Origin of the sequence: Streptomyces sp. 2-1, assembly GCF_048564895.1 — a bacterium.
Classification (GTDB): domain Bacteria; phylum Actinomycetota; class Actinomycetes; order Streptomycetales; family Streptomycetaceae; genus Streptomyces; species Streptomyces phaeochromogenes.
This window is the reverse complement of record NZ_CP183383.1, coordinates 2,991,478-3,007,331: the sequence shown is the minus strand read 5'-3', so window position 1 is coordinate 3,007,331 and position 15,854 is coordinate 2,991,478. Positions and strand designations below refer to the sequence as shown.

Annotated in this window: 15 protein-coding genes; 11 read left to right on the top strand and 4 right to left on the bottom strand. The window is 71.1% G+C overall.

Going from position 1 to position 15,854, the window contains the following annotated elements:
- Nucleotides 1-203 precede the first annotated feature (203 nt).
- Nucleotides 204-1,028 (bottom strand): NAD-dependent epimerase/dehydratase family protein, encoded by an 825-nt coding sequence (locus tag ACN20J_RS13230; protein WP_189840524.1) that lies wholly within the window; start codon nt 1,026-1,028, stop codon nt 204-206.
- Between the two features lie 282 nt (nt 1,029-1,310).
- Here ACN20J_RS13230 and ACN20J_RS13225 point away from each other — a divergent pair, with 282 nt between their 5' ends.
- Together ACN20J_RS13225 and ACN20J_RS13220 are read left to right on the top strand one after the other, a co-directional pair.
- Nucleotides 1,311-2,252, top strand: coding sequence for a 5-dehydro-4-deoxyglucarate dehydratase (locus ACN20J_RS13225; protein WP_189840525.1), 942 nt, complete (start codon nt 1,311-1,313; stop codon nt 2,250-2,252).
- Complete coding sequence (locus ACN20J_RS13220; protein ID WP_189840526.1) at nt 2,249-3,418, top strand: hypothetical protein; 1,170 nt, start codon at nt 2,249-2,251, stop codon at nt 3,416-3,418. Before ACN20J_RS13225 ends, ACN20J_RS13220 begins: the two co-directional genes overlap by 4 nt.
- Here ACN20J_RS13220 and ACN20J_RS13215 read toward each other — a convergent pair.
- Both ACN20J_RS13215 and ACN20J_RS13210 read right to left on the bottom strand, forming a co-directional pair.
- Entirely contained in the window at nt 3,352-4,620 is a 1,269-nt protein-coding gene (locus ACN20J_RS13215; RefSeq protein ID WP_189840527.1) for an MFS transporter, read from the bottom strand. The genes ACN20J_RS13220 and ACN20J_RS13215 overlap by 67 nt on opposite strands.
- Before the next feature lie 178 nt (nt 4,621-4,798).
- Complete coding sequence (locus tag ACN20J_RS13210) at nt 4,799-5,767, bottom strand: NAD(P)-dependent alcohol dehydrogenase (protein WP_189840528.1); 969 nt, start codon at nt 5,765-5,767, stop codon at nt 4,799-4,801.
- A 172-nt stretch (nt 5,768-5,939) separates the two neighbouring features.
- Between ACN20J_RS13210 and ACN20J_RS13205 the strand changes: the two genes are divergently transcribed.
- From ACN20J_RS13205 to ACN20J_RS13180, 6 genes are all read left to right on the top strand, one after another.
- Nucleotides 5,940-6,545: a TIGR03086 family metal-binding protein gene (locus tag ACN20J_RS13205; RefSeq protein ID WP_419665948.1), complete on the top strand. Its 606-nt coding sequence runs from the start codon at nt 5,940-5,942 to the stop codon at nt 6,543-6,545.
- 206 nt (nt 6,546-6,751) lie between these two features.
- Complete coding sequence (locus tag ACN20J_RS13200) at nt 6,752-7,408, top strand: GntR family transcriptional regulator (RefSeq protein ID WP_055616480.1); 657 nt, start codon at nt 6,752-6,754, stop codon at nt 7,406-7,408.
- Nucleotides 7,405-8,322, top strand: coding sequence for a dihydrodipicolinate synthase family protein (locus tag ACN20J_RS13195; protein WP_361899909.1), 918 nt, complete (start codon nt 7,405-7,407; stop codon nt 8,320-8,322). Before ACN20J_RS13200 ends, ACN20J_RS13195 begins: the two co-directional genes overlap by 4 nt.
- A 14-nt stretch (nt 8,323-8,336) precedes the next feature.
- Complete coding sequence (gene araD, locus ACN20J_RS13190) at nt 8,337-10,100, top strand: L-arabinonate dehydratase (RefSeq protein ID WP_419668877.1); 1,764 nt, start codon at nt 8,337-8,339, stop codon at nt 10,098-10,100.
- A gap of 178 nt (nt 10,101-10,278) precedes the next feature.
- Entirely contained in the window at nt 10,279-11,214 is a 936-nt protein-coding gene (locus ACN20J_RS13185) for a carbohydrate ABC transporter permease (protein WP_055616478.1), read from the top strand.
- Nucleotides 11,211-12,113, top strand: coding sequence for a carbohydrate ABC transporter permease (locus ACN20J_RS13180; protein ID WP_055616477.1), 903 nt, complete (start codon nt 11,211-11,213; stop codon nt 12,111-12,113). The genes ACN20J_RS13185 and ACN20J_RS13180 overlap by 4 nt, the downstream gene beginning before the upstream one ends.
- Here the strand turns inward: ACN20J_RS13180 and ACN20J_RS13175 are convergent.
- Entirely contained in the window at nt 12,088-12,276 is a 189-nt protein-coding gene (locus ACN20J_RS13175) for a hypothetical protein (protein WP_190230228.1), read from the bottom strand. The genes ACN20J_RS13180 and ACN20J_RS13175 overlap by 26 nt on opposite strands.
- Here ACN20J_RS13175 and ACN20J_RS13170 point away from each other — a divergent pair.
- From ACN20J_RS13170 to ACN20J_RS13160, 3 genes are read left to right on the top strand one after another with little or no spacing between them, the layout of a single operon-like run.
- Complete coding sequence (locus ACN20J_RS13170; RefSeq protein WP_419665947.1) at nt 12,275-13,462, top strand: Gfo/Idh/MocA family protein; 1,188 nt, start codon at nt 12,275-12,277, stop codon at nt 13,460-13,462. The genes ACN20J_RS13175 and ACN20J_RS13170 overlap by 2 nt on opposite strands.
- Nucleotides 13,462-14,304: a PmoA family protein gene (locus ACN20J_RS13165; protein ID WP_419665946.1), complete on the top strand. Its 843-nt coding sequence runs from the start codon at nt 13,462-13,464 to the stop codon at nt 14,302-14,304. Before ACN20J_RS13170 ends, ACN20J_RS13165 begins: the two co-directional genes overlap by 1 nt.
- Nucleotides 14,301-15,851: a glycoside hydrolase 43 family protein gene (locus ACN20J_RS13160; RefSeq protein ID WP_190230226.1), complete on the top strand. Its 1,551-nt coding sequence runs from the start codon at nt 14,301-14,303 to the stop codon at nt 15,849-15,851. Before ACN20J_RS13165 ends, ACN20J_RS13160 begins: the two co-directional genes overlap by 4 nt.
- Nucleotides 15,852-15,854: the final 3 nt, after the last annotated feature.

Below are 15,854 nucleotides of genomic sequence, written 5' to 3'. Positions count from 1 at the left end.
GCCCGTATGTGACCGTAACGAGCGACGGCTGCCCGTGCCGGACCTGCGGTGCAGCGGAATTCGGGCAGTGGGCATGCCCGAACGGCGGGGCGGGCGGGTCCGTTCGGTGCCCGCTCGCCCCGTGAGGCGGTCCTTGCGTGGTGGCCGGATGCGTCGGAGGTGGCCTGTGCGGCCCAACGGGATCCCCGGCCCGGACGCGAGTGTCAGTACGGCCAGACCGGCGGGTTGGTCACGAAGTGGCCGCCCAGGCGGGTGTGGTCCGGGTTCCGCGGGTCCAGCTCGCCCTGCTCGGCGATCAGCTTCTCGGCGTACTGCTCGGAGTCGTCCTGCGGCTCGTAGCCGAGCCCCCGGGCGGTGGTCAGGTCCCACCACAGGCGGGTGTTCGCGGAGGAGCCGTAGACGACGGTGTGCTCGACGTCCTCGGCGCTCAGGGCCGCGTGGAAGAGGCGGGCGCCGTCGCCGGGGCTCATCCAGACCGACAGCATGCGCACGCTGGTCGGCTCCATGAAGCAGGAGCCGATCCGCACGGAGACGGTCTCCAGGCCGTGCTTGTCCCAGTAGAACTGCGCCAGGTCCTCGCCGAACGACTTCGACAGGCCGTAGAAGGTGTCCGGGCGGTGCGGGGTGTCGATGGGGATGAGTGTGTCCGGGGCGTGGGGCGCCTCGCCCTCGGGGCGCGGGGTGTAGCCGACCGCATGGTTGGAGGAGGCGAAGACGATGCGCCGGACACCCTCCTCGCGCGCCGCCTCGTACAGGTTGTACGTGCCTTCGATGTTCGCCTTGAGGATCTTCTCGAAGGTGGACTCCAGGGATATGCCCGCGAGGTGGATGATCGCGTCCACGCCGCGCACGGCCTCGCGCAGGGCTTCCTTGTCGCCGAGGTCCGCGGTGACCGCGCCGGGCTCGCCCTCGATCGGCAGCAGATCGAGGAGCCGCAGTTCGTAGCCGTAGGCGGGCAGCAGTCCTCGCATCAGGGTGCCGAGACCGCCGGCGGCGCCGGTGAGCAGAACGGTGCGGGGAGCGGGCATCCTCGGGTCTCCTTGAATCGGCGGCCGTCACCGTGTACGGCATTCACATCCGTGGACACGCTAGGGATCGTCGACGGACCGCGTCAAGTGTCGCGCGCAGTGCTGGGATCCGCTCCCCTTCCGTGCTCTTTCTGCTCCCTTGTTGCTGCCGCAATGCATGTTGGCCCGCTTGACCGCCCCCAAGAGGGCGCCTTAGCGTGGAAGTGTTCAGGGATATGGACATGGATCAGAAACGTGCACGAGCCGGCGTGTGCGTGCATGCTCATGCTCTAGGGAGAGCCCGTGACCTCAGCCCCCCTTGCCGCTCGACTCAGTATCCCGAGCGGGCCGCTGTTCTTCCCCGTCACCGCGTACGACCGCGACGGAGCCGTCGACCTCGACGTCTACCGCGAGCACGTCCGGCGGGGCGTCGAGGCCGGGGCCGCCGCCGTCTTCGCCTGCTGCGGGACCGGGGAGTTCCACGCGCTCACGCCCGAGGAGTTCCAGGAGTGCGTACGGGCGGCCGTCGAGGAGACGGCGGGCCGCGTCCCCGTCGTCGCGGGCGCCGGGTACGGGACCGCGCTCGCCGTGCGGTACGCGCGGCTCGCCGAGGAGGCGGGCGCGGACGGGCTGCTCGCCATGCCGCCCTATCTCGTCGTCGCCGGGCAGGAGGGGCTGCTGCGGCACTACACGGAACTGGCGGCCGCCACCTCGCTCGACATCATCGTGTACCAGCGGGACAACGCTGTGTTCACGCCCGACACCGTCGTCTCGCTGGCCCGCGCCGAGGGGATCATCGGCTTCAAGGACGGGCTCGGCGACCTCGACCTGATGCAGCGCATCGTGAGCGCCGTGCGGTCCGAGTACCCGGGTGACTTCCTCTACTTCAACGGGCTGCCGACCGCCGAACTCACCGGCCTCGCCTACCGCGGCATCGGCATCACGCTGTACTCCTCCGCCGTCTTCTGCTTCGCGCCCGAGATCGGCCTCGCCTTCCACCAGGCCCTGGGCTCCGGCGACGACGCCACCGTGAACCGGCTCCTCGACGGCTTCTACCGGCCACTCGTCGAACTGCGCGCACAGGGCCGCGGATACGCTGTCTCACTGGTCAAGGCGGGCGTACGGCTGAGGGGGCTCGACGTGGGCGAGGTGCGGCCGCCGCTGCACGAGCCGTCCGAGGACCACGTCAAGCAGCTCGCCCAGCTGATCGAGCGGGGCTACGCGCTTCTGGAGGAGAGCAAGTGAAGGCGTCGACCTTCGTCTATCCGTGGGACGTCAACGGCGACCCCGAAGCGGCGGCCCGCATCGCCGGGCTCGGCGTCCAGCAGGCGACGCTCGCCTCCGCGTACCACTCCACGCGCGCCCTGACCCCCCGCCACCCCCGGCACCGCATCGTCACCGCGCTGCACGCCTCCGTGCTCTACCCGACCGACGCCGCACGGTGGCAGGGCCGCAGGCTCCGGCCGTACGCCGCCGGGGACTGGGCGCCCGGGGACGCGTACGGGGAAGCCGCGTCGGCACTCGCGGAGGCGGGGCTCGACGTGCACACGTGGGTGGTGCTCGCGCACAACTCCCGTATGGGCGCCGAGTTTCCGGACACCTCGGTGGTCAACGCCTATGGGGACCGCTATCCGTGGGCGCCCTGCGTCGCGCAGCCGGACACGCGCGCGTACCTCGTCGATCTGGCCGTCGAGGCGGCGATCCGTCCCGGCGCCTCGGGCACGGAACTGGAGTCCCTCGGCTGGTACGGGCTCCCGCATCTGCACGCCCACGACAAGACGGCCGGCGTGGCACTCGGGGACGCCGGCACGTACCTGATGTCGCTGTGCTTCTGTCCCTCCTGCGCGGGCGGCTATACGCAACTGGGGCTCGACCCCGACGAGTTGGCGGCCTCGGTCCGGCGTGCCCTGGAGCCCGTGTGGCGGGGCGAGGCTCCCGTCGAGGGCTGGGAGGACGTGGAGAAACTGCTCGGCGCCGAGCTCGCGACGGCCACGCGCGCGTGGCGTGACTCGGTCGCCAGGTCCCTCCAGACGGAGGCCGTCCTCGCCGTGCGCGAGGCCGCGCCGGAAGGGTTCCAGATCCTGCTGCACGCGGACCCGGTCTCCTACCGCGTCGGTGCGAACGTCGGTGTGGACCCCGGGCACATCCTGTCGGTCGCCGACGGAGCGGTCGTACCGTGCGCCGCCGGGCCCGAGCCGCTGATCCCCTTCGCCGAGAAGGGAGTTGACGGGGCCGTACTGGCCGCCAACTTCACCGTGGTCGGCGGGATGGGCGGGCGTCCCGCGACACTCGTCGAGGACGTGGCGCGGGCGGCCGAGCTGGGAGCCACCGAAGTGCGGCTGTATCACGCGGGGTTGGCGTCCGACGAGGACTTGTCGCTGGTGACGGAGGCGCTCGCGCGGCTCGGCTGAGTTCGCAGCAGGGGCACGACCGTCACGAGTCGTACGAGCCCGAGAACCGCCAACAGCGCCCGGTGGTCGACGAGTTCGACCAGACCCGCGCCCAGTGCGAGGCCCACCGCCGTCGGGGCGAACAGCAGCGTGTTGGCGGTCGCCGTCGTACGGCCCAGCAGGGCGTCCGGCGTCTCGCGCTGGACCGCGGTGAGGGCCGCGATCAGTACGCAGGGGAGTCCGACGCCGACCGCCGCGGCCGAGGCGAGGACCACCGCGTCGTAGGGGAGCGCGCGGGCCGTCACGGCCACGGCGGTGAGCGCGATGCCGTACCCGGCGAACCGGCGTTCGCCCAGGCGGCGCAGGAGCGGGCCCGCGGCCAGCCCGACCGCCACCGAGCCGACGCCCTGGGCGACGTACAGGACACCCACGTACGCGGGGGAGTGGCCGAGGCCCTCCACCACCGCGTAGATCAACGCGCCGTTGAGACCCGAGAAGAGCATGGTCGTGCCGCCCGCGAGGACGAGTGGGCGCAGGGTCGGGTGGCTCCACAAGTAGCGCGCGCCTTCGGCGGTTTGGGCGCGCCAGCCGGCCGGGGCGGGGGCCGTGAGCGGCTTCGGCTCGTGGACGCGCAGGAGGGTGTAGAGGCCCGCGGCCAGGGCGAAGGTGACCGCGTCCAGGAGTGCGACGCGGGCGCCCCCGTACGCCGCGTACAGGCCCGCTCCGGCGAGCGGGGCGAGGAGTTTCATGCCCTCGTTGGCCGTCATGCGCAGGCCGTTGAAGTCGCCGAGGAGCTGCTTGTCGACGGCCGTGGCCACCAGGGCCGACTCTGCCGCGTCGTGGACGACGCCGGCCGCTCCGTAGACGAGGAGCACGGCGAAGAGGATCCACAGGGTGCCGGGGGAGTCGACCATGAAGAGAGGCAGCAGGAGTGCGGCCAGGCCCAGGTTCGTCCACACCAGCAGGGGCCGGCGGCGGGTGCGGTCCGTGAGGGTGCCGAGGGCCGGGCCGATCAGCGTGGGCGCCCAGAGGGCGAAGATGCAGAGGGCGGCCAGGCCGTCCGAGCCGGTCAGGTCCTTCACCCAGATCCCGGACACCAGCCACATCGCCGACGAGCCGAAACCGGAGACCACGACTCCGCCGAGGTACAGACCCGCGTTGCGGTCTCGCAGGACACGGGTCACCGCCCATGTCTGTGTCCATGCCCATGTCCATGTCGTCATGCCTGGTCATCGTGGGGCTAAGGCCCCGGGCCGGGCATCGGGCAGGTGCCTTAGCGGGGACACCGCGGGAGCGGCAGCGGGGTCGTCGGGATGAGGCGAAGCCCTGCCGGAGCCCCGCCGGAGCCCCGCCGGGCCTTCGCCTGGTCCTCGCACGGCTCCCGCCGGGCCCTCGCCCGGTTCAGACAGTGAGGACGATCTTGCCCCGGGGATGGCCCTTCTCCAGATGGCGGAGGGCGTCGGCCGCCTCGGCCAGAGGGTAGGTGCGGTCGATCGGCGGGGTGATCTTGTCCTGTTCGGCGAGGTCCTTGAGGGTCAGCAGGTCCTCGCGGCGCGCGACCGAGATGAGGTTGCGGAGGTTCTGGCCGATGAACGGCGAGAGCGTGACGGCCCGCAGGCCGCGGCTCATACCGCCGAAGAAGCTGGTCCCGCCCTCCCCGCCGACGATGACGAGGGTGCCGCGCGGAGCGAGGGCGCGGCGGAGGACGGGCAGGGGGCGGAGGCCCGCGTTGTCGACGATGACGTCGTAGCGGTGCGGGCCGTCGGTGATGTCCTCGCGGGTGTAGTCGATGACGTGCGAGGCGCCCTGGGAACGTACGAAGTCAGCGCCCGTGGGGCCGCAGACACCGGTGACCTCGGCGCCGTACATCGCGGCGAGCTGGACGGCGTAGCAGCCGACACCGCCGGAGGCGCCGATGACGAGGACCTTCTGGCCCGGCTGCGGACGGCCTTTGCCGCTGAGGGCCTGGAGGGCCGTCATGCCGGAGACGGGGAGGGCGACGGCCTGTTCGAAGGTGAGGTTGGCCGGTTTGAGGGCGATCTTCGCGGCCTTGGCGCGCGCGTACTGGGCGAACGAGCCCTCGCAGTTGCCGAAGACCTCGTCGCCCGGCTTGAACTCGGTCACCTTCGCGCCGACGGACTCGACCCGTCCGGCGCCGTCCCAGCCCCGTACCGGGTTCTTGGGCTTACGGAGTCCCAGGGCCACGCGCGCCACATAGGGCCGGCCGGTCATCAGGTGCCACACCTCGGGGCCGACACCGGCCGCACGCACCTCGACGAGCACCTCGTCGTCGCCGGGCACGGGGCGGTCGATGTCGCGCAGTTCCAGGAGGTCCGCTGATCCGTAGGCATCCTGAACGATCGCCTTCATGGCGTGGCTCCCCTTCGCGGTCCCGGGCACCGGGTATCCCGGTTGCACCGAGCATCCCGACGGCTCGAACGCCTGACCAGACTCCTGAGCACGATCTTGGGGGCGGGAGCGATGAGTTTTCGTACGGCCGACGGTCTACCCCCTGAAGACCCACTGACGAGAGGAGCCCGGCATGGGCGACGGCGGTACCACTCCCAGCATCCTTGACCTGGGGCCGCAGGCCCTGATCGTGGCGCGCCTCGCGGAGGAGGTGGGGGAGGAACAGCTGGACGCCGTGACGCCGTGTCCGGAGTACGCGGTGCGCCATCTGCTCGGGCATCTGGCCGGGCTGTCCACGGCCTTCCGGGACGCCGGGCGCAAGGACCTCGGGGCCACGACGGACACCGACCCCACCTCCCAGTTGCCGGACGTGACGCCCGGCTGGCGCGCCGAACTGCCCAAGGTGCTCGGCGAGTTGGCCGAGGCCTGGCGCGATCCGGCCGCGTGGACGGGCGAGACCCGGGCGGGCGGTGTGGAGCTGCCCGGCGAGATCGCGGGCGTCGTCGCCGCCGACGAACTCGTCGTGCACGGCTGGGACCTGGCCCGGGCGACCGGCCAGCCGTACGCCCCCGACGCGGCGGCCCTGAACGCGGCGTACGCGATGCTCGCGCCCTCGGTGGACGACCCGTCGCGCGGAACCATCTTCGGGCCCGTCGTGCCCGTGCCGGAGGGGGCGCCCCTGCTGGACCGGGTGATCGGTCTGAGCGGCCGGGACCCGGGGTGGGCGCCCACCGGCTGAGCCCACCGCTGAGCCCAACGGCCGTCGGGACGGGCCTTCTTCTGCCAGAAGGCCCGAACTTCTTTTGTCAGAAGCGTTGACGAAACTCCGGGGTGCTCCTACTTTCATCGCGTCGTACTTCGTACGTCATATATGAGACGCGATACGTGAGATCAGATACGCGAGCCCCTGATTCGTCGGGGGTTCCGTTACCCCGAGAGGCGCGCATGACCTCTGTGCCCACGCCGATCCCCTCCCGCACGCAGTTCGTGCTCGAAGGGATCAAACACCGCATCCTCACCGGGCAGTTGACCCCGGGACAGGCTCTGGTCGAGACCGAGCTCGCCGCACAGTTCGGGGTGTCCAAGACCCCGGTGCGCGAGGCGCTCAAGACCCTGGCCGGTACCGGGCTCGTCGTGATGAACCAGTACAAGGGCGTCACGGTGCGCATGGTGGACGCGGACATGGCGCGCGAGGTGTACGACGTGCGGCTGCTCCTGGAGCCGGAGGCGCTGCGGCGCTCCGTACGGCGCGGCTCCTCCCTCGACACGGCGCGCGAGGCGCTCGAACGCGCCGACGCCGCCACCGACACCGCCCAACGCTCCCTCGCCAACCGCGAGTTCCACCGCTCCCTCTACGTCCGCTGCGGCAACCCGCTGCTCGGCCGGATGCTCGACGAGGTCCGTGACCAGGCCGCCCTGGTCTCCGCGGTCGCCTGGGCCGCCAACCCGTCCTGGGAGCGCGAGGCCACCGAGCACCGGGAGATCCTGCGGCTCGCCCTCGACGGCGACTCGGACGGCGCGGCCCGCGCCCTGCACTCGCACATCGCCTCGTTCGTGCAACGGGCCTTCCCCGAGGCCCAGGGAAAGGGTGAGCAGGAATGACCGCGACCACGACCGCGTTCGAGGCCGGACGGGCCGCTCTCGCCGACGTGGTGGCGATCCCCGTGACCCCGTTCGCCGAGGACGGCTCCATCGACCAGGAGGTCCACCGCGTCCTGCTGCGCCGGGTGCTCGACGGCGGCGTACGCATCCTCACGCCCAACGGCAACACCGGTGAGTTCTACGCCCTGAGCCCCGAAGAGCGGCGCACGGTGACGGAGTTGACCATCGAGGAGGCGGGGGACCGGGCGACGATCCTGGTCGGTGTCGGGCACGACGTGCCGACCGCCGTCGCCTCCGCCCGCCACGCCCGCGAGCTCGGCGCACAGATGGTGATGGTCCATCAACCCGTCCACCCGTACGTCTCGGAGGGCGGCTGGGTCGACTACCACCGGGCCATCGCGGAGGCGGTCCCCGAGCTGGGCGTCGTCCCGTACATCCGCAACCCGGTGCTCGCCGGCGCCCGGCTCGCCGAACTGGCCGACGCCTGCCCGAACGTCATCGGCGTGAAGTACGCCGTGCCGGACGCGGCCCGTTTCGCCGCGTTCGCGCGGGACGCCGGGCTGGAGCGCTTCGTCTGGGTGGCCGGACTCGCCGAACCGTACGCGCCCTCGTACTTCTCGGCGGGCGCGACGGGCTTCACCTCGGGCCTCGTGAACGTCGCCCCTGCGGTTTCGCTGAACATGATCGAAGCGCTTCGATCCGGCGACTACGCGGGTGCCATGAAGGTGTGGGAGCAGATCCGCCGCTTCGAGGAGTTGCGCGCGGCCAACAACTCCGCCAACAACGTGACGGTCGTGAAGGAGGCCCTGGCCTCGCTCGGCCTGTGCCGTCGCGAGGTCCGCCCGCCGAGCAGGCAGCTCCCCGAGTCCGAACGGGCCGAGGTCGCCGCCATCGCCGCGGGGTGGTCGATATGACCGACGCCAACCCAATGGCGCCGGGCGCCGACGGCACCCCGGATGAGGGCCAAGTCCCGGACACGCCAAGGCAGTTGCGCAGCCACCAGTGGTACGGCACCGAGGGCCTGCGCTCCTTCAGTCACCGCGCCCGCACCCGCCAGCTCGGCTACCTCCCCGAGGAACACCTCGGCAAGCCGGTCATCGCGATCCTCAACACCTGGTCCGACATCAACCCCTGCCACGTCCACCTCCGCGACCGTGCCCAGGCGGTCAAGCGGGGCGTGTGGCAGGCCGGCGGCTTCCCGCTCGAATTCCCGGTGTCGACGCTGAGCGAGACCTTCCAGAAGCCCACCCCGATGCTCTACCGCAACATGCTCGCGATGGAGACCGAGGAGCTGCTGCGGTCGTACCCGGTGGACGGGGCCGTCCTCATGGGCGGCTGCGACAAGTCCACGCCCGCGCTGCTCATGGGCGCCGCGTCCGTCGACCTGCCGGCGATCTTCGTGCCCGCCGGACCGATGCTGCCGGGCCACTGGCGCAACGAGGTCCTCGGCTCCGGCACCGACATGTGGAAGTACTGGGACGACAAGCGCGCCGGGCTCATCGGTGACTGCGAGATGACCGAGCTGGAGAGCGGCCTCGCACGCTCGCCCGGGCACTGCATGACCATGGGTACGGCGTCCACGCTGACCGCCGCCGCCGAGGCCCTCGGGGTCACGGTCCCGGGCGCCTCCAGCATCCCCGCCGTCGACTCGGGACACGACCGGATGGCCGCCGCCTCGGGCCTGAGGATCGTCGAACTCGTCCGCCAGGACCGGAAGTTGTCCCACATCCTCACGGCGGACGCCTTCGAGGACGCGGTGACGACGGTCCTCGGACTCGGCGGCTCCACCAACGCCGTGATCCACCTCATCGCCATGGCCGGACGCGCCGGGGTCCGGCTCACCCTCGACGACTTCGACCGGATCGCCCGTACGGTGCCGGTCCTGGCGAACGTACGGCCCGGCGGCCGGACGTACCTCATGGAGGACTTCCACTTCGCCGGCGGACTGCCCGGGTTCCTGTCGCGGATCACCGACCTGCTGCACCTCGACCGGCCGACCGTCTCGTACGACACCATGCGCGAACAGCTCGCGTCCGCGCAGGTGCACAACGACGACGTCATCCGCACCCGCCAGAACCCGGTCGCCGCCGAGGGAGGAGTCGCCGTCCTGCGCGGCAACCTCTGCCCCGACGGCGCGGTCATCAAGCACATCGCCGCCGAGCCGCACCTGCTCAAGCACACCGGTCCCGCGGTCGTCTTCGACGACTACCGGACCATGCAACGCACCATCAACGACCCGGAGTTGGGCATCACGGCCGACACCGTGCTGGTGCTGCGCAACTCCGGACCCAAGGGCGGCCCGGGCATGCCCGAGTACGGGATGCTGCCCATCCCCGACCACCTGCTGAAGCAGGGCGTACGAGACATGCTGCGGATCTCCGACGCCCGGATGAGCGGCACGAGTTACGGCGCGTGTGTGCTGCACGTGGCGCCCGAGTCGTACATCGGCGGGCCGCTCGCCCTGGTCCGCACCGGCGACACCATCACGCTCGACGTCGAGTCGCGCGCGCTCCAACTCAATGTGGACGACGAGGAGTTGGCGCGGCGCCGGGCGGAGTGGACCGCGCCGCCCGAGCGCTACGAGCGCGGCTACGGCGCGCTCTACAACGAACAGATCACCCAGGCGGACACCGGCTGCGACTTCGCGTTCCTCGCGCGGCCGGGCAAGGTGCAGGACCCGTACGCGGGCTGAGGGACCGGCCCATCGGGCGCTCTCTTCTGTCCGAGATCTCGAACGACGCATGCGAAGCGCTTCACCCAGCACTGCCTTGATAGCAAGCGCTTCCACAGAAGCGAAGAAACGAACGGAACGAGCGCTCAGCGCCACCCGCACAGCACCACCCGCACACCCCCGAGAACGGAGAACAGTCATGGCCCAAGCCGCAGCCGTGGCGAAGAAGCCCGCGCCACCCCGGCGGCGCCGTGGCTCGGCGACGCCCCGCAGGCTCCCGTATCTGCTGATCGCCCCGGCGGGCCTGCTGATGCTGGGCTTCATCGCATACCCGGTGCTCAGCGTCTTCTACTACAGCCTGCAGAACTACAACCCCACCAAGCCGTGGCGGAACGGCTTCGCGGGCTTCGACAACTTCGTGCACGCCTTCACCGAGGACCCGCAGTTCTGGGACACGCTGGTCTTCAGCGCCAAGTGGGTCGTCGTCGAGGTCGGATTGCAGCTGCTGTTCGGTCTGGCGCTCGCGCTGATCGTCAACCAGACCTTCGTGGGCCGCTCGCTGGGCCGCGCCCTGGTCTTCTCGCCCTGGGCCGTCTCCGGGGTGCTCACCTCCGCGATCTGGGTGCTCCTCTACAACTCCCAGACGGGCATCACCCGTTACCTCGCCGACATGGGCATCGGGGACTACGGCACGAGCTGGCTCTCCGACACCTCGACGGTCTTCCCGGCGGCGGTGGTCGCCGACCTCTGGCGAGGCGTTCCGTTCTTCGCGATCCTCATCCTCGCCGACCTCCAGTCCGTCTCGAAGGACCTGTACGAGGCCGCCGAGGTCGACGGCGCCAGCCGCTTCAGGCAGTTCGTGCACATCACGCTGCCGCACCTCAAGGACGCCATCATCCTCTCCACGCTGCTGCGCGCGGTCTGGGAGTTCAACAACGTCGACCTGCTCTACACACTCACCGGCGGCGGACCCGCGGGCGAGACGACGACACTCCCGCTCTACATCGCCAACACCAGCGTCGACGCACACAACTTCGGCTACGCCTCGGCCCTGACCACGGTCGCGTTCGTGATCCTTCTCTTCTTCTCGATGGTCTATCTGCGGCTGAGCAAGTTCGGAGGCGGGGACAAGTGATCACCAAGGACATCGACACCGTCGTTCCGGCCGTGCCCGCACCGGTGGCCGACGAGCCGCCGCAGCGCCCGGGGAAGCGCAGGCGCGCCTGGGACGAGGCCCCGCGCTGGCAGATCTACGTCCCGCTCGGCATCTACCTGCTCTTCACGCTCATCCCCTTCTACTGGATCCTGCTCTTCGCCCTCCGCAAGCCCGGCTCGACCTCGCTCGTGCCCTGGCCCATGACCTTCGAGCACTTCGAGAAGGTGTGGAACGAGCGCAGCTTCGGCACGTACTTCGAGAACAGCGTCTACGTCGGCGTCGCCACGCTCTTCATGACCACGCTCGTCGCACTGGCCGGCGGCTACGCCCTCGCCCGCTTCGACTTCAAGATCAAGCGTGCCTTCATGCTGGCGCTGCTCTGCTCCCAGTTCGTGCCGGGCGCGCTGCTCCTGGTCCCGCTGTTCCAGATCTTCGCCGAGCTCCAGATGATCAACTCGCTGGGCAGCGTCATCATCGCCGAGACCGTCTTCCAGCTGCCGCTGTCGATGATCCTGATCAGCGGCTTCATCCGGAACGTGCCGTACTCGCTCGAAGAGGCCGCCTGGGTCGACGGCTGCAACCGCTTCACGGGCTTCCGGGTCGTCGTCCTGCCGCTGTTGCGGCCCGGGCTGATCGCGGTCGGCTCCTTCGCCTTCGTGCACTCCTGGAACCACTTCCTGTTCGCCCTGATGTTCCTCAGCAACCAGGACAAGCAGACGATCCCCGTCGGCCTCAACAGCCTGATGAGCGCCGACAGCGTCGACCTGGGCGCGCTCGCCGCCGGCGGCATCATCGCGGCCGTGCCCGTCGTGATCGTCTTCGCCTTCATCCAGAAGTGGCTGATCACGGGCTTCAGCGCCGGGGCGGTGAAGGGGTGATGAGCCGAGCGCGACGCGGGAGCGGGGCGGATCCGATGAACGCCGCCACAGGCCCGACGGGCACCGTCACAGGCCCGACGAGCACCGCCACAGGCGCGATGAGCGCCGCCACCGGGTCGATGAGCACCGCCACCGGTCCCGGAACCGCTTCGATAGGACCCATGATCTCTTCCTCAGGGTCCCTGCCCTCGCACGAGTCCCCCCTCCCCGTCGTCCTCGCGGGCGCCCGCGGTCACGGCCACTGGCACCTCGCGAACATCCGCCGCCTCCAGGACAAGGGCCTGGTCCGCCTCGCCGGGATCTGCGAGCTGACCCCGCTCACCGAGGCGGAGCTGGACGGCTTCACCGCGCCCGGCGAACTCCCTGAGCAGTCGGCCGACTTCGGCGCCCTGCTCGACTCCACCGGCGCCGCGATCGCCGTGATCTGCACGCCGATCCCCACCCACACCGACCTCGCGCTGACGGCCGCGGCCAGGGGCGTACACGTCCTGCTGGAGAAGCCGCCCGCGCCCTCGTACGCCGAATTCCGGCGGATGGCCGACGGGGTGGCCGCGGCCGGGGTGGTCTGCCAGATCGGCTTCCAGTCGATGGGCTCGCACGCCGTGCCCGCGATCCGGGAGCTGATCGCGCAGGGCACGATCGGCCGGGTGGACGGCATCGGCGGGGCCGGAGCCTGGGCGCGCGCCGAGGAGTACTACCACCGCGCACCCTGGGCCGGGCGGCGCCGGATGAACGGGGCCGACGTTGTCGACGGGGTGCTGACCAACCCCCTCGCGCACGCCGTCGCCACCGCCCTCGCGCTCGACGGCGCCACCCGCGCCGAGGACGTCACCCGTATCGAGACCGAGCTGCTGCGCGCCAACGACATCGAGTCCGACGACACCTCCTGCGTCCGCGTCACCACCGCGGCCGGCCACCGGATCACCGTCGCCGCGACCCTGTGCGCCGAGCACCCCGACGAGCCGTACGTCCTCGTGCACGGCACCAGCGGCCGGATCACCTTCTGGTACAAGCAGGACCGCGTCCTCGTCCAGCGGTCGGGGCACGGTCCGCAGGAGATCACGTACGACAGGACCGACCTGCTGGAGAACCTCGTCGAGCACCTCGAAGGCCGGGCCGACCTGCTGGTCGCGCCGGACTCGACGGGCGCCTTCATGAAGGTCGTTGAAGCGATTCGACAGGCGCCGGACCCCGTCGCGCTGCCCGCCGACGCCTGGTACCTGAAGGCTGACGAGAACCGCCGGATCGTGCACGGAGTCGACGGACTCGTCACGGCCGCCGCCGACACCCTCGCCCTCTACTCCGAGCTGGGCGCCTCCTGGGCGCTCCCGAAAGAGGTGAGCACCTGATGAACAACGAGTCGCTGGTCCTGCGCGTCGCGGGCCGCCCGGTCGGCCGTTACGTCACCCGGCCCGAGCTGCCGCCGAAGCTGTCGCCGCGTCCGTACTTCCACCCCGTCACCACCCTGGCCGGCACGGCTGTCACCGAGCTCAGCCCCGCCGACCACATCCACCACCTCGGCGTCGGTGTCGCCGTTCCCGACGTCGAGGGGTTCAACTTCTGGGGCGGTCGCACGTACGTACGCGACCAGGGGCCGACCGAGCTGGACAACCACGGGGCCCAGCGGCACTCCACGTTCCAGCTGCGCGACCCGGACGGCTTCGTGGAGGAGCTGCGCTGGATCGCGGCGGGCGGTGAGTTGCTGCGCGAGCGGCGTACGGCCGCGGCGACCGAACTCACCGACACCGCCTGGGCGTTGGACTTCACGTTCTCGCTCACCAACACGACCGCCGAACCCCTGTCGATCGGCAGCCCGGCGACCAACGGCAGACCCGGAGCGGCCTACGGCGGCTTCTTCTGGCGGGCCCGCAAGGAGGCCGACGCGCCCGCGGTGTTCACGGCCGGCACCGAGGGCGAGGAGACCGTGCACGGCGCACGCGCCGACTGGCTGGCGCTCGTGGGCACCAACTGGACGCTGGTGTTCGCCGGGGCCACCGAGCAGACCCGCCGCGACCCGTGGTTCGTGCGCACCGCCGAGTACCCGGGCGTCGGCTCGTCCCTCGCCCACGAGGAACGGCTGCCCATCCCGGCCGGGGAGACCGTCGTACGCCGGGTCGTCACCGTCGTCGCCGACGGCCGCCTCGACCGGGGCGAGGCCGCGGCCCTGGTCCGCAAGGCGGTGAGCCCATGAGCGGCCAGAGCACACCCGCCTTCACCGCCGACCTCGGCGACGGCACGTACCGCAACCCGGTCCTGAACGCCGACTGGTCCGACCCCGACCTCATCCGCGTCGGCGACGACTACTACCTGACGGCCTCCAGCTTCGGCCGCGTCCCGGGCCTGCCGCTGCTGCACTCCCGCGACCTCGTCAACTGGACACTCGTCGGCCACGCTTTACAACTCCTGGAACCCGCACGGGAGTTCAGGAAGCCACGGCACGACCGCGGTGTCTGGGCTCCGTCGTTGCGCCACCACGAGGACCGCTTCTGGATCTTCTGGGGCGACCCCGACCACGGCATCTTCCAGGTCAACGCCCCCGAGATACGGGGGCCTTGGACCCGCCCCCACCTGGTCAAGGCGGGCAAGGGACTCATCGACGCCTGCCCGCTGTGGGACGAGGAGACCGGCGAGGCGTACCTCGTGCACGCCTGGGCCAAGTCCCGCTCCGGCATCAAGAACCGGATCACCGGCCATCGGATGCGGCCCGACGCGACCGGGCTGCTCGACGACGGCAAGGTGATCGTCGACGGCGACCGCATACCCGGCTGGTTCACCCTCGAAGGGCCGAAGCTGTACCGGCACGACGGCTGGTTCTGGATCTTCGCCCCGGCCGGCGGCGTCGAGACCGGCTGGCAGGGCGCGCTGCGCTCCCGCGACTTCTTCGGACCGTACGAGGAGAGGGTCGTCCTGGAGCAGGGCGACACCGACGTCAACGGCCCCCACCAGGGCGGCTGGGTGACCACCCCGTCCGGCGAGCACTGGTTCGCGCACTTCCAGGAGAAGGGCGCGTACGGGAGGGTCGTCCACCTCCAGCCGATGCGCTGGGGCACGGACGGCTGGCCGGTCCTCGGGGACGAGGGCGCCCCCGTCGCCGTACACCGCAAGCCCGACCTGCCGCGGCAGCCCTTGTCGGCGCCCGCCACCGACGACGACTTCCCCGGCGGGCGGTTCGGACGGCAGTGGCAGTGGACCGCCAACCCGCAGGACGGCTGGGCGACCCAGCACTCGGGCGACGGGCTGCGGCTGGCCTGCGTACGGACGGTCGACGCGCAGGATCTGCGCAAGTTACCGAACGTGCTCACCCAGCGGCTGCCCGGGACTCCGTGCACCGTCGAGGTCGAGCTGAGGCTCGACGCCGAGGAGCCGGGCGCGCGGGCCGGACTCGCCGTCCTGGGCGACGCGTTCAGCTGGATCGGGCTCGAACGGGGGGCCGACGGGACGGTCCACCTCGTGCACCGGTTCGCCGAGTCGGTCGCCGAGCGGGAGAGGGATGCGGCCCATCCGCGACTCGCGCCCGAGGGGCGGGTACGGCTGCGGATCGAGAGCGGCGCCGGGGCGCGCTGCCGCTTCTCCCATGACCTCGGGGCCGGCTGGGAGCCCTCCGGTCAGGTCTTCGCCGCCACCCCCTGGCGCTGGGTCGGCGCCCTGCTCGGCCTCGTCGCACTCGCGCCGAACGGCGGAGGACACGCCGGAGCGGCCACGTTCACGCGGTTCCGCATCACCGCGCCACCTGCCTGATCG

What these genes read in the sequence shown, in the direction of transcription:
- ACN20J_RS13230 (WP_189840524.1), bottom strand. Translation starts at nt 1,028, where the DNA reads ATGCCCGCTCCCCGCACCGTTCTGCTCACCGGCGCCGCCGGCGGTCTC.
- ACN20J_RS13215 (WP_189840527.1), bottom strand. Translation starts at nt 4,620, where the DNA reads ATGACGACATGGACATGGGCATGGACACAGACATGGGCGGTGACCCGT.
- ACN20J_RS13210 (WP_189840528.1), bottom strand. Translation starts at nt 5,767, where the DNA reads ATGAAGGCGATCGTTCAGGATGCCTACGGATCAGCGGACCTCCTGGAA.
- ACN20J_RS13205 (WP_419665948.1), top strand. Translation starts at nt 5,940, where the DNA reads ATGGGCGACGGCGGTACCACTCCCAGCATCCTTGACCTGGGGCCGCAG.
- ACN20J_RS13200 (WP_055616480.1), top strand. Translation starts at nt 6,752, where the DNA reads ATGACCTCTGTGCCCACGCCGATCCCCTCCCGCACGCAGTTCGTGCTC.
- ACN20J_RS13195 (WP_361899909.1), top strand. Translation starts at nt 7,405, where the DNA reads ATGACCGCGACCACGACCGCGTTCGAGGCCGGACGGGCCGCTCTCGCC.
- araD (WP_419668877.1), top strand. Translation starts at nt 8,337, where the DNA reads ATGGCGCCGGGCGCCGACGGCACCCCGGATGAGGGCCAAGTCCCGGAC.
- ACN20J_RS13185 (WP_055616478.1), top strand. Translation starts at nt 10,279, where the DNA reads ATGGCCCAAGCCGCAGCCGTGGCGAAGAAGCCCGCGCCACCCCGGCGG.
- ACN20J_RS13170 (WP_419665947.1), top strand. Translation starts at nt 12,275, where the DNA reads ATGATCTCTTCCTCAGGGTCCCTGCCCTCGCACGAGTCCCCCCTCCCC.
- ACN20J_RS13175 (WP_190230228.1), bottom strand. Translation starts at nt 12,276, where the DNA reads ATGGGTCCTATCGAAGCGGTTCCGGGACCGGTGGCGGTGCTCATCGAC.
- ACN20J_RS13165 (WP_419665946.1), top strand. Translation starts at nt 13,462, where the DNA reads ATGAACAACGAGTCGCTGGTCCTGCGCGTCGCGGGCCGCCCGGTCGGC.
- ACN20J_RS13160 (WP_190230226.1), top strand. Translation starts at nt 14,301, where the DNA reads ATGAGCGGCCAGAGCACACCCGCCTTCACCGCCGACCTCGGCGACGGC.